Origin of the sequence: Mesomycoplasma moatsii (genome assembly GCF_045276915.1) — a bacterium.
Lineage (GTDB): Bacteria > Bacillota_I > Bacilli_A > Mycoplasmatales > Metamycoplasmataceae > UBA710.
Genome location: NZ_CP174166.1, coordinates 687,112 through 700,241 on the forward strand (window position 1 = coordinate 687,112; position 13,130 = coordinate 700,241).

General features: G+C 22.1%; 14 protein-coding genes. 9 read left to right on the top strand and 5 right to left on the bottom strand.

Annotated features, from left to right (window positions below; genetic code table 4):
• Positions 1-41 precede the first annotated feature (41 nt).
• The 5 genes from ACJA28_RS03275 to ACJA28_RS03295 are packed head-to-tail and all read left to right on the top strand — an operon-like array spanning position 42 to position 4,843.
• A complete protein-coding gene (locus tag ACJA28_RS03275) occupies positions 42-722 on the top strand; it encodes a DUF2304 domain-containing protein (protein ID WP_022935536.1) in 681 nt (226 codons plus the stop codon).
• 6 nt (positions 723-728) lie between these two features.
• Positions 729-1,034 (top strand): Asp-tRNA(Asn)/Glu-tRNA(Gln) amidotransferase subunit GatC, encoded by a 306-nt coding sequence (locus ACJA28_RS03280; RefSeq protein WP_022935535.1) that lies wholly within the window; start codon positions 729-731, stop codon positions 1,032-1,034.
• On the top strand, positions 1,024-2,343 hold the full coding sequence (locus ACJA28_RS03285) for an amidase family protein (RefSeq protein WP_022935534.1): 1,320 nt from the start codon (positions 1,024-1,026) through the stop codon (positions 2,341-2,343). Before ACJA28_RS03280 ends, ACJA28_RS03285 begins: the two co-directional genes overlap by 11 nt.
• Positions 2,339-3,757 carry an Asp-tRNA(Asn)/Glu-tRNA(Gln) amidotransferase subunit GatB gene (gene gatB / locus ACJA28_RS03290; protein ID WP_027121740.1) on the top strand — a complete coding sequence of 473 codons (1,419 nt, stop codon included), beginning with the start codon at positions 2,339-2,341 and terminating at the stop codon, positions 3,755-3,757. Before ACJA28_RS03285 ends, gatB begins: the two co-directional genes overlap by 5 nt.
• Positions 3,758-4,843, top strand: a complete 1,086-nt coding sequence (locus tag ACJA28_RS03295) for a YhjD/YihY/BrkB family envelope integrity protein (protein WP_022935532.1) — start codon at positions 3,758-3,760, stop codon at positions 4,841-4,843.
• Here the strand turns inward: ACJA28_RS03295 and ACJA28_RS03300 are convergent.
• Positions 4,840-5,241: a hypothetical protein gene (locus ACJA28_RS03300; RefSeq protein WP_022935531.1), complete on the bottom strand. Its 402-nt coding sequence runs from the start codon at positions 5,239-5,241 to the stop codon at positions 4,840-4,842. The genes ACJA28_RS03295 and ACJA28_RS03300 overlap by 4 nt on opposite strands.
• The gene (gene gltX / locus ACJA28_RS03305; RefSeq protein ID WP_027121739.1) at positions 5,242-6,627 is read right to left on the bottom strand and encodes a glutamate--tRNA ligase; all 1,386 of its coding nucleotides are present in this window, start codon (positions 6,625-6,627) and stop codon (positions 5,242-5,244) included. It abuts the gene before it with no gap.
• A 691-nt stretch (positions 6,628-7,318) separates the two neighbouring features.
• On the opposite strand from gltX, the gene ACJA28_RS03310 reads away from it, so the two are divergent.
• From ACJA28_RS03310 to ACJA28_RS03325, 4 genes are all read left to right on the top strand, one after another.
• Positions 7,319-7,999, top strand: a complete 681-nt coding sequence (locus ACJA28_RS03310; protein WP_022935527.1) for a phosphotransferase — start codon at positions 7,319-7,321, stop codon at positions 7,997-7,999.
• 57 nt (positions 8,000-8,056) lie between these two features.
• Positions 8,057-9,415 carry a hypothetical protein gene (locus ACJA28_RS03315; protein WP_022935633.1) on the top strand — a complete coding sequence of 453 codons (1,359 nt, stop codon included), beginning with the start codon at positions 8,057-8,059 and terminating at the stop codon, positions 9,413-9,415.
• A 408-nt stretch (positions 9,416-9,823) separates the two neighbouring features.
• Positions 9,824-10,027, top strand: a complete 204-nt coding sequence (locus ACJA28_RS03320; RefSeq protein ID WP_022935631.1) for a heavy metal-associated domain-containing protein — start codon at positions 9,824-9,826, stop codon at positions 10,025-10,027.
• Positions 10,027-12,006: a cation-translocating P-type ATPase gene (locus tag ACJA28_RS03325; RefSeq protein WP_022935630.1), complete on the top strand. Its 1,980-nt coding sequence runs from the start codon at positions 10,027-10,029 to the stop codon at positions 12,004-12,006. The genes ACJA28_RS03320 and ACJA28_RS03325 overlap by 1 nt, the downstream gene beginning before the upstream one ends.
• A gap of 1 nt (position 12,007) precedes the next feature.
• On the opposite strand, the gene ACJA28_RS03330 is transcribed toward ACJA28_RS03325, so the two are convergent.
• The 3 genes from ACJA28_RS03330 to ruvX all read right to left on the bottom strand — a co-directional run bounded on the left by ACJA28_RS03330 (position 12,008) and on the right by ruvX (position 13,130).
• Positions 12,008-12,403, bottom strand: a complete 396-nt coding sequence (locus ACJA28_RS03330) for a hypothetical protein (RefSeq protein ID WP_022935629.1) — start codon at positions 12,401-12,403, stop codon at positions 12,008-12,010.
• 26 nt (positions 12,404-12,429) lie between these two features.
• The gene (rpmB, locus tag ACJA28_RS03335) at positions 12,430-12,621 is read right to left on the bottom strand and encodes a 50S ribosomal protein L28 (RefSeq protein ID WP_022935628.1); all 192 of its coding nucleotides are present in this window, start codon (positions 12,619-12,621) and stop codon (positions 12,430-12,432) included.
• A 92-nt stretch (positions 12,622-12,713) separates the two neighbouring features.
• Complete coding sequence (gene ruvX, locus ACJA28_RS03340) at positions 12,714-13,130, bottom strand: Holliday junction resolvase RuvX (RefSeq protein WP_022935627.1); 417 nt, start codon at positions 13,128-13,130, stop codon at positions 12,714-12,716.

The window sequence follows — 13,130 nt, forward strand, 5'->3', positions numbered from 1 at the left end:
ATCCATAATATAATTAGATATACAAAAAAAGGATAAAATGAATGGAATTACACACACTAAATTCTTTAATTAGAACAAACGAAGATGAAGTTGGTAAATGAACATCAATAGTTTTCCCAATTTTATTTATCACTTTTGCAATTATTTCTTGTGTTTGATTTTCTATTGCTTTTAGAAAAAAAACAATCAGAACAAAAACAACTGTTTTTTGAATTACAATAAATGTTATTTTTTTAGGTTTTTCAATTTATTTACTAATTATAAATTTTATTTGAATCTATAGAAATGATTTTCCATATCATAAGTACAATATTTTTGATTGAATCGGTAAAAATGCTTTTGGAATAGATAAAAATTCTTGAATTATATTGTTATTTATTCTATTAACATTTGTAAGTTTAGTTATTTCAATTAATATAACAATAAAATTTGATGAACAAAATAGAAAAATAAATGATTTAAATAGAAACTTAGCTATCTTAAAAGGCAAAATTGCAATTGATATTCACGAAATGAATTTTGATACATCAGAGCTTTCAGTTGAAGAATTAAAATTTTTACTAGAAGAACAACTAGCAAAAGAAAAAATGAAGTTAAAGTATAAAAATAAATTAGAAAGATTATCAGCAAAAAGTGATGATGTTGATGTGATAGTTGATACCAAAACATTACTTAACATTAAGCAAAATGATAATATAGATGAAAATAAAACACTGGAGTAAAGAGTTATGTCTAAACTAACAGAAAAAGATTTTATCGCTATGGCAAATAAGATTTATATTAATCCAAATAAAGATGTCTTAAATTATTTAAAACAAGAATATGAACAAATAAATTTTAGTTTACAAAAATTAAAAAAAATAAATATATCAGATGTTGAACCTTTGGTTAGAGTAGGATTACCTATTTCAGATTTAAGAGAAGATGAAGAAGATTTAAACATTGTAGCTAATAAAGAAAAAATTTTAATGAATGCAAGTGAAAATAATGGTGATTATATAGTAATAAAAAGGATAATAAAAGATGGAATTTAGTAATAAAGGAAATTTTGAACAAGCTTTATATGAATTAAAAAACGATAAAAATAATGCAGTTGCTTCTCTTTTTGATATTCAAAAAAAACAAGAAGGGAAATTAAATGGCGTTATTTTTACACTAAAAAATAATTATGCAAAAGATTTTGATTCAACAGATGCTTCTTCGAATATTTTGAAAAATTTTAATCCTTCCTATAATGCTACAATTTTGAATAAATTATTTAATCAAGGAGCAAGATTAATTGCAACAACTAATTTAGATGAATTTGGGTTAGGTGGCACAGGAGAATATTCTAATCGCGGATTAATTATGAATCCACTAGATAATAATTACTATGTTGGTGGTTCTTCTTCTGGAGCGGCTGCTACTTTTTCTAAAAATATAGGATTTGCTATTGGTTCTGATACTGGTGATTCAGTAAGATTACCAGCTTCTAACATAGGTGTTGTTGGTTTTAAACCATCTTATGGTGCTGTTTCAAGATATGGATTATTTGCTTATGCTTCATCTTTAGATACAGTAGCTTGATTTAGTCATAATGTTAATGACTCTATTTTATTAGCTCAAACTTTATATGGTAAAGATAAATACGATTTAACTTCGATATCAATTGATATAAAAAATATTGATTTAGAAAAACCAAAAAAAATAGCTTATTTAGATTGTTTTGAAAATGTGGAAGAGTATGTAAGTGATTCATATAAAAATTTAATTAAAAAGTTAGAAAATGAACAAATTCAGATAGAAAAAATAACTCCAAATAAAGATTTATTGAATGCAATTAAAATAGTTTATGAGGTTATTTCTTTTTCAGAAGCTTCATCTAATTTATCAAATTTAACTGGTGTTGGTTTTGGTGTTCGTAAAGAAGGAAAAGATTGAGAAGAAATTTTTCAAAACACAAGAACAAATGGATTTGGATTTATGGTTCAAAGACGTTTAGCTTTAGGTTCTTTTTATTTAGAAAAAGACAATCAAGAAGAATATTTTGTTAGAGCACAGAAAGTAAGAAGATTAATTAGCGATTGATTTAACAAAATTTATGATCAATACGATTTTCTAATTTATCCTTCTTCTCCATCAATAGCACCTAAAAAAAATGAAATTGAAAAAAAAGATTATCAATATATGTCTTATATCTTAACAGCATCAAATTTAGTAGGTAACCCTTCTTTAAATATGAAATTAGGAAAATATAACAAAATGCCTTTTAATGTTAGTATAGATTCAAAAATTTATACAGATAAAAAATTATTATCATATGGTTTATATTTAGAAAAAATATTAGGAGAAAATAATGATTAAGAATTTTGAACCAGTTATTGGAATTGAAATTCACTTAGAATTAAATACAAAAACTAAGATGTTTAGTGCAATTAAAAATGATTTTATTGGAGAACCCAATACTCTAATTTCTCCTATTGATTTAGGTTATCCTGGAACTTTACCAACAGTTAATAAAGAAGCAGTAGCAAAAGCAATAAAATTAGCAAAAGCATTAAATATGCAAATTGATTCAGAGTTACATTTTGATCGTAAAAATTATTATTATACCGATTTACCTAAAGGCTTTCAAATTACTCAACAATTTCGTCCTATAGGAAAAGACGGAAAAATAATTTTAGATTTAGATACTTATCAAAAAGAAATAAGAATTGAAAGAATTCATTTAGAAGAAGATACAGCAAGACAGCAACATAATAGTAATGAAACTTTAATAAATTACAATCGTGCTGGTGTTCCTTTAATTGAAATTGTTTCAAAACCTGATATTAGAACAAAAGAAGAAGCTATAAAATATGTTGATTCAATTAGACAAATTGCTATTTTTTTAGGAATATCTGATGCGATAATGGCTGAAGGATCTTTGCGAGCTGATATTAATTTGTCATTAAGAATGTTAGGTTCATCTAATTTTGGTAATAAAGTGGAAATTAAAAATTTAAATTCTTTGAATAACATAAAAAAAGCTATTGAATTTGAAATTGATTGACAAATTAAGAAAATAATTAATAATGAAGAAATCGCACAAGAAACAAAGAGATTTGATGAATCTTTAATGCAAACAGTTTCATTGAGATCAAAAACAGATGCAATTGATTATAAGTATTTTCCTGAACCTAATATACCAATTATTAAATTAAATAAAGATTGAGTTCAATCAATTCAAATCAATGAATTACCACATCAAATGAAACAAAGATTTTTATCTTTAAATGTTCCTGAAAATTTTGTTGATCAAATTATTAATAATATTGATTATGCAAAATTTATTGATGCAATTGATTATTATGATACTTTGACTAAAGTAAAAATTTTCTTTTCTGAAATTGTTCCATTAGAAAAAAAATTAGATAAAAAAATAAATAAATTGAATTTAAACCCTTCTAATTTAAAAAAATGTTTAGAATTATTAGAAAATGGTGATATTTCAGGAAAGCAACTAAAGCAAATTATTCCTCTACTTGTTGATTTAAATACTTCAGTTGAAGAATTAATTGAATCTAAAGGTTTAAAATTAATTTCGGATGAAAACATTATTAGTAATTGAATAAATCAAGTCAAAGCAGCAAATCCTAATTTATTGATTGATTATCAAACTCGTGAAGAAAATACAACTAAATTTATAGCCGGAGAAATTATGAAATTGTCTAAAGGACAAGCAAACCCTAAAGTTGTAATGAAATTGATAAAATCTATATTAGGAGAGAAAGATTAATTGAGAAGAAATAAAATTAAACAAGGATGAGATGCAGTTCCAATCAAAAAAAATAAATTTGAAAAAACAAAAATTTCTTGGACTGCTAAATATGAAATTAAATACATGAATGAAGATAATTTTATTTCTAAAATTATCAAATTTATTATTCGAATTTCATTATTATTTGCCTTTGATCGTAAAAATGTTACAAAATCAAAAATTAATCAAACAATAAATAGTACATATTACACATTATCATCAAGTAAATTTAAATTTATTCCTTCTTCAGTAGGATTTTACTTATTTTTATCTATAATTCCAATATTTGTTATTGTTATTTCAGTGATAGGAGCTATTAATTCTAGTTGGCGCGACTTTTTATTGAATGAAATTTTTCCACATTTAATTCCAGGAATTCAAGATATGTTTAACAAGCAAATTGATTTTAATGCAGGAGAGATTTTAGTTATTGTTATATTTATGACTTCTTCAATTTGGTTTGCTTCTAAAGGAATTAATAAATTTAGAGATTCTTTTACTGAATTATATTGATTTGAAGATCGACAAAATTTTATTATTAAAAGATTAAAATCTATTTTTATTGTTATTATGATTTCTTTGTATTTTTCAATAACAACAATTGCATTTGCTCCATTAATGTTATTGATTCAAAAATGAATTAATAACGATATTACGTATGAAATTTTATTTTATTTAATTTCATTTATTTATATTGTTATTTTTGGTTATATTGGAATTGGTTTATTATATAAATATATTTCTCCAATTAGATTAAAATGATCTTACTTAAACTTAGGAATTTTAACTTCATTAATTCCTATCGTTATTTTCTTGATGATTTTTTCTACAGTTTGCAAATATTTAAATTACGAAAAATTTGGTGCTATAGGTTCATTTTTATATTTAATGTTATTTATTCTTTATATATCTTATTTCTTGCATGCCGGAATCATCATTAACTCTTCATATTACAAAACAAATGTTTTACAAAATATTACTGCTAAAAAATCTTTAATTCCTAAAAAAATTATTACAATGTGTAAAAATATTTGATTGCGAATTAAATTTAATTTAAGAAATTAGTCATGTATTTTAAATTCGAGCTTAATTGTTGTTGCGTCTTTACAATCACTAGTAGCTGCAATTAAATATTTAAAACTTAAATTATTTTTATCTTCAATATTATTTTCAATCATTTTAGTATAAAGAAAAACATTGCCAACTTGCGTTCCATTGAGTGCAAAGTCATTTTTTATAACTTCGTTTAACTTACAAGTTAATGAAGATACTCCGCTATATATTTTTAATGTGTTTTGATTATATTCAATTCTATTAGTAATAATTTTTCCGTTTCTATTTTCTTGAAATATTAAACATTCAAATCCTTCATCTTCTTCTCTTTCTAATCTAGAAGTAAATTCAATAACGCCTTGCTCTTTTTTATTTTTATCAAATTGTGTTGATTTAAAAGTAATTTTCATTTATATTCCTAACCTTTTATAAATTTTTTCTTTACCAAATAAATAAATTGATTTAGCAAGTTCTGGACCATGTTCTAAATTAGTTGTAGCCAATCTAATAGGCATAAATAAATTTTTTCCGTTTTCTCTTGTAATTTCTTTAGTTTTATTGATTGCTTCTTGAATTTTTTCAATACTAAATTCAACTAAAGATAATTGATGAATAAATTCTTTAACGACTTTATTTGATTTATCTTTTAATGGTTCTAAATCTAGATTAAATATTTTTAAATTTTCTTGTAATTCTTTAATATTACTGCAACTTTGTTTATATGTATCTACAAAAATTTCTTTTCATTCATCATTAACATGAATATCAAAATTTAGTTTATTAATTAAATTTTGGTTATTTTCGTTTTTCATATATTGTTTTGAAAATCAATTCATTTTAGTAATATCGAATTTAGATGGTGATTTTGATAAACGTTTATAATCGAATATATTAACTAATTCTTCTTTTGACATTATTTCTTGGTTGTTGCCAGATGTTCAACCTAAAAGAGCTAGAAAATTAAAGATTGCTTGAGGAATATAACCATCGTTTTTATAATCTTCAATAAATTGTTTTAATGTTAAATCTCTTTTAGATAATTTTTTTCCTTCCATATTAGTAATAATCGTTAAATGTCCAAATTGAGGTGGTTCCCAATTTAATAAATCATAAATTATTAATTGTTTAGGTGTATTAGTAATATGTTCTTCCCCCCTTAAAACATGACTAATTTCCATATCATGATCATCAATTACAACAGCAAAATTATATGTTGGATATCCATCAGATTTTTTAATTACTCAATCACCAATTTCATCAGTATTAACACTAATTTTTCCTCTTACTAGATCATTTCAAGCATAATCCTTATTTTTAGGTAAGGATACCCTAACTGAATATTCTTTATTTTTAAATCTTTTATCTTTTTCTTCTTGAGATATTTTTAGTCAATTACGATCATAACGAAAAGAAATAATTCCTTTGGCTTCTTGTTCTTTTCTTTGCTGTTCTAGTTCTTCAGAGCTATCATAAGCTATATAAGCTTTATCTTCTTTAATTAATTGATTAATTATTTCATTATAACGATCCAATTTTTCTGATTGACGATATTTACCAAATTTTTCATTTGGTTTTAATGGAGATTCATCAGGAATTATTCCTAATCAAGCAAGATTATCTAATTGCGAAGATTCTCCGCCTTCAACATTTCGAGAAACATCTGTATCTTCTAAACGAAAGATAAATTTTCCATTATTATGTTTTGCAAATAAATAATTAAATAGAGCAGTTCTGGCGCCACCTATATGCAAGTATCCAGTTGGTGAAGGAGCGTATCTTGTTCTTATCTCTTTCATAGTGATTATATATTTTAAAGTATTTATTATTATTTGCAAAATTGTTTTATGCTAAAATTCCTTCTTTTTTATTATATATTTTGTCTAAAATAAACTTAATATTCTTTTTTATTGATATTTGATTTTTGTTTTCATAAAAATTAATTCATTTGTCATGATATTTGTTATACTCACTTTTTATTAATGGATTATTAAAATGATTATTTATAATTTTGTGGCAATAGTTAATTAAATACATGATAATTTTTGACGAATTTTTAAAAATGAAAGAATTGGAAGAACCAAATAATTCGATTTCAATTAGATTTGCATCATTGTATATTTGAATTGGAGTTTTAAATTTAAAATAATGAAAAGATAGTATACAGGATACCCATTACCTTTGGAATTTGTGCTAATTCCGTCTATAAATTCTAAAAATAAATTAATGTTTTTTCTGTTTCCTTCATTATTATTAAAATTACCACCTTTGTCTTCAATTCAAATTAATGAAATAAATAATAGATATGGAATATGTTCAATATTCAAATAAAATCATTCATGTCAAAATTCTTTATTTTTATAATAGGAATCTTTTTTGCTCCATTTGCCATTTTAAAATATATCTATTAAAAAAATCTATTTCTGTCATATATAATAACCTCACTTTTAATTATATAACTTTGATATAAAATAAAAAACGAAGTTAATTATGAGCAATTTTAAAATTGGAAAATCCGGAAAGAAAATATTTAGAATTAAGAACATTTTATTCAAAGAAAAAAGTGAAAATAATGATTTAGTTATAAAAATTTTAAATTTTTTAAATGATAAAAAATGTGTTTATGTGCCTAAAATTATTTTACAAGATACAGAATATTATCAATTAACTTATATTAAAGGTAAAACAATTAAAAAATTTAAACATTTGTCTAAATCTAGGATTAAACATCTTGCTTTTATTTTGAAATCATATTATGAAATAACAAAAGAAATATTAACTGAATATGAAATTCAAAATAATATAGGTTTTTGTCATGGAGATATTAATCCTCATAATTTAGTTTTTTATAAAAATAAAATAAAAGCAATAATAGATTGAGATGGAATATACAAAGGAAATATAAAAAATGATATTTACTTTGCAATTTGAACATGTGCTAATTTAGGATCTACAAAGATTAGTAATAAGAAAAAACAAAAATTAATTTTTACTTTCATAAATTCTTATAATGATCCAAATATTTTTATTAATTTTTGCGATCAGATGATTCTAATTATGAGAGATTATGCAAATAACCATAAAAATAGCGAACAAATTCAAAAATGATCTGTAGATTCTATTAATTGAATTCAAAAAAATAAAAAAGAAATCAATAAAAAAATTGGATAAATTTTGTTTTTTTTTTTTTTTTTTGTAAAATGAATTTTAAAAATGAATAAGTATAGCATGACGTTTTATAAATATTTAAAAACAGCAAATTGAAAATTGTTATTTGTTTTGTTTCTATTTCAATTGTTACCAACTGTTTATAAAACTGTAAGAATTTTCTTTTTAGGGGATATTCCAAGTGAAGATGCTATAAATATAGCATCTCAAATTTTATGATTGAGCATTTTATATGAAATAATTAATGAATCTATCATTATTCCTTTATTCTATATCTTTAATAATCTTAAAAAAGACAAAAATATTAAATCGTTTTATACTAATTTAATTATTAGTGTGTTTTTAATTTTTTTAATTTTTACAATTGTAATTTTTTTTAATGTAGATAATATTTTGAGTAGTTTACTAAATGATTCGAATTTAATAAACGAATCAGCAAAATATATAAAAATTGAAGTTTGAGGAATGTTATTTTATGGATTATTTTCTTTTTTATTTATAAGTGCTACTTCAATCAAATTACCAAATTATCGAATTGTTACATTTTGTTTGTCAATTCTGTATACATCATTAAATATTGTTTTTGATGTATTTTTAATTACAGAATTTAATTTTTCATTAAATTTAGGAGTTATTGGAATAGGATTTAGTTCTTTATTTTCATCTTTAATTTGTTCATTAATTTATTTATTTTATTTTTCATGTTTTAAATGAAATATTTTAACTACTAAAATATTTGTTAAAAACTTAAACTTTTTTATTAATCTTAAAAAATATTTATGATTATGATTTTTATCTGCGGTTGAAGTTACTATAAGAAATATAGTCTTTTATTTTATGGTATTACTTCCAATTAATCAATTAAATAATCAGGGAATATATTGAATAACAAATACTTTTATTTGAAATTGATTATTATTACCTGTTTCAACTTTTGCAATTTTTATAAAACAAACTTTTAATAAAAAAGAAAATTTAAAATATCAAATCTATTTTTATATTTTAATGATTACTTTAATTGTTGCATTATGATTAATTTTTATTCCCCTAAATCCTATATTTATTAAATATGTTTTAAATGTTCAAGATGATTTTTTACAAGTAAATAATTTGGTTCTAATTTTAATAGTATTTTATATACTTTTTGCTTATAGTCAAATAATAGATTCAATATTCATTAATCAAGGAAAAATTATTTATTATTTGATTCAAAGTTTAGTTGTTAATTTAACTGTTTATTCTATTTACTTTATATTATGAAAATTAAATTTATGAGAACCAAATTTAATAAACGTTTCAATAATGTTTGGTGTTGGATTATTAGTTCATTTTTTTGTTGATTTACTTATAGTTATTTGTATTAATATTAGAAAAATAAAAGGGTTTCTTAGATATTCATTACATAATCATTATGTGTAAAAATAAATTAATTGTTCTGAGTTAATTAGTACATTTTAAAAATATTTAACATATTACTAAATAGTAATATATAATAATGTTATTATGAAATATAAAATTGATCAAATATTTAAATTTTTATCTTGTAAAACTAAAAGACATATTATTATGCATTTATATGTTTGTGAATGTGATAGTTGCTCGGTGGATTGTTTATGTAAGCAATCAAATTCAAAACAAAGCAATGTGTCAAAACATTTAATTGATTTAAAAAAAGAAAATATAGTTAACTTCAAGAAAAAAGGCAAGATAATTCAATATTATTTAGAGAATGATTTTATTTCTAATTACCAAACATTATTAAATTTTATTTTAAAGAAAGACAATATTGTAAACAAATGTTGTTGTTCTATTAGTTAGGAGATTATTATGATTAGAAGATTTGATATATCTATTTCTTGTGCTTCATGTATTAAAAAAATTAATAAAGTTTTTAGTCAATATAAAGATATTAAATATTCAATAAATTTAATAGAAAAAATGTTAATCGTTGAAGCTGATGAAAACAAATATCCTAGTAATTTTATTATTGATTTAATTAATCAATCAGGTTATGTAGGAATGGAAATTTAATGATTAATAAAAAATACAAATTAATTTTTGAAGGAATTGTTTTTGTATTTTCAATGATTTGAATGATATTAAATTTTGCAACAAAGCAAAAATATCATTCTTATGTTGTTTCAATAATAATGTTTGTTTTATCTACTTTTTTAGTTTTTTATTTAGAAAGAGATTATTTTAAAACTTATAAACAAATTATAGGTTTTAACTTTACAATGGATTTTTTAATAGCAATTGCCACCCATATTACTTATTTATTTTCATTAATTTTTTCTATTATTAAAATAGCAGAAAATCATTCAATTCATGCCCTAGACATGGAATTTTGAGAGGTAGGTTTTTCTTTATCATTTTTTATTGGTATAGGTCATTACTTAGAAGATGCACTAAAAAGAAAAACATCTTTAGGAATTAAAGATTTATTGAAATTGCAACAAAAAGAAATTTTAATTTTAGACAAAAAAACCAACGAGTATTATAAAGAAAATTCAAAAAATGTTCAAGAAAATACAGTTATTAAAGTTCCTAAAGGATCTTCAATTCCAACTGATGGAATTTTACTTAGTGATCAAGTCGAAGTGGATTGTTCATCTTTATTAGGAGAATCTATTCCTAGAACTATTAAAAAGAATGAACAACTTTTTTCGGGCATGATTAATTTAAATGAAGTCTTAATTTATCGTTCAACTAAAAAAATGCAAGAATCAATGTTAAATAAAATTATTTTACAGTTAGAAAATATTTTAAAAAATAAATCTAATATTGAAAGAATATCAGAAAAAATAGTTAAGTTTTTTTTGCCAATTGTTCTTATTATTTCCTTAGCAACATTTTGTATTTGATTAGGTCTTGCTTATAATAACATTGGTTTAAAATTTGCTATTGCAAATCTTGAAAACATTGATAATCAAAATCCTTTTGTAGTTGCAATTTATCATAGTGTTGCTACATTAGTAATTGCTTGTCCTTGTGCTTTTGGAATAGCGGCCCCAGCAGCTATTTATTCTTCATCAGGTTTAGCAGCTAAAAATAAAATTTTATTTTCTTCTGCAAAAATTTATGAAGCAATCAATAAAATTAATTACTTAGCTTTTGATAAAACAGGCACACTGACAACAGGTAAAGTTAAAGTGATTGAACAAATTGGTTCAAATAAATATAATGATATTATTAGTGCGCTTACTATTAATTCTACTCATCCTTTATCAAAAGCAATTAATAATTATTTAAAAAATAAAAAAACTCAGAATCAATTTGTTATATTTAAGGAAGTTCCAGGAGTTGGAATTATTGCCAAAGAAAAAAATAAAGATTATTTTTTAGGTTCTTTAACTTACTCAAAGAATGAAAATTTTAAATTAGATGTAGATATAGAAAATTATAAAAATAATATAATGGTTGTATTTGCAATAAATAAAAAAATTGTTTCTGTTTTTGTTCTTAAAGACGAAATAAAAAAAGACGCCAAAAAAACAATTATGAAATTAAAAAAAATTGGTATTCAACCAATAATAATTTCAGGAGATCGTAAAGAAATTGTAGAAAATATTGCTAACGAATTAGAAATTGATAAATATTATTATGAACTTTTACCTATTGACAAACAAAAAATAGTAAATGAGTACAAAAACATTATTTTTGTTGGTGATGGAATTAATGATATTTTAGCTATTAAAGCTGCAACGATAGGCATTGCTTATTCTACAGGATCTGAAATAACCAATGCAATGGCTGATATTTCTATTCTAGAAACTAACTTAAATTCAGTTTATAAAGCTATTATACTATCTCAAAAAACAATAAAATTAATAAAACTAAATTTTGTTTGAGCTTCTTTATTTAATTTGATATGTATTCCTTTAGCAATTATAGGATTAGTACCTGCTTGATTAGGAGTTATTTTAATGACATCATCAACTTTATTACTCTTATGCAATACATTAATAACAAAACGCAAAAATGAAAAGTTTTTAACAAAAAATAGTTAATTTAAAATTCTTGTTTTTGATCATTTAATTCTTTTTTACATAAAAAACCAAAAATAATTATTGGGATAAAATAAAAGAAAAAACCTAAAATTCCACAAATTATTTTTTGTTGATCTAATTTTCTATTTTTATAATTTCTACAAAGAATTAGAATAGCATCAACAAACGACATAATTAAAGTAATTACATTCAATAAAAGCATTGCAGCTAAAAAAATATAAAAACCATTAAAAGGATCATTTGTGATAATGCCATTTTTATCTAGAATGTAGTCAATGCTATATCTAGATGTTAAAACGATAAAAGAAGCGACTAACAAAATAAAGGCAATCAGATAAAAAAAACCTCTTATCAAGTAGCCATTACTTTTTTTTCTTATATAAATACTACTATCCATAATTAGACGTTATATTATTTAAAAAACTATATTTTTCCTTGTTTTCTTAAAGTTCTAACTGTTTTAGCTGTAACTCTATAAGTAATTTTTTTTCCATTCTCGTTAATAGTTATTTTTTGTAAATTTAAATTAAATTTTCTTTTTGTTGCATTTAAAGCATGAGAACGATAATTTCCTGACATCGGTTTTCTTCCGGTTATTTGATCTACTCTTGCCATTTTTACCTCCATAACTTTTTAGTTTTTAGTACAGTAAGTCTAAAGTTTTTTAATTATACAATAAAATACTCGATATTGAATGTTATAAAACTTTAATTATTTGTTCTTAAATAATTTTCTAAGATTTTTTGTGCTGCAATAGCATCTTTTTTTTGCTTTTTTTTCTTATTTGATATATTCATTTCTTTCATAATTATTTTTGATTCTTTTGTTGTATATTTTTCGTCAACTAAAATTATTTGAATTTGAGAAAAGATTTTTTCTAATTTTGTTTTAAATTTCATAGTGAGTTTTCCAATATTGCTTAAAGAACCATCAATATTTTTTGTTAAACCTAAGATTATTTTTTCTATAGGTTGATATTCGTTCACAACTTTTTTAATTTCATTAATCAAAAAATCAAAATTTTCATAAAAGATTATTTTTAAAGGTTGAGAAATTATTTTTAAAGGATCTGATATTGCTAAACCACATTTTTTAGTACCAAAGTCTATAGCAAGTAATCTCAT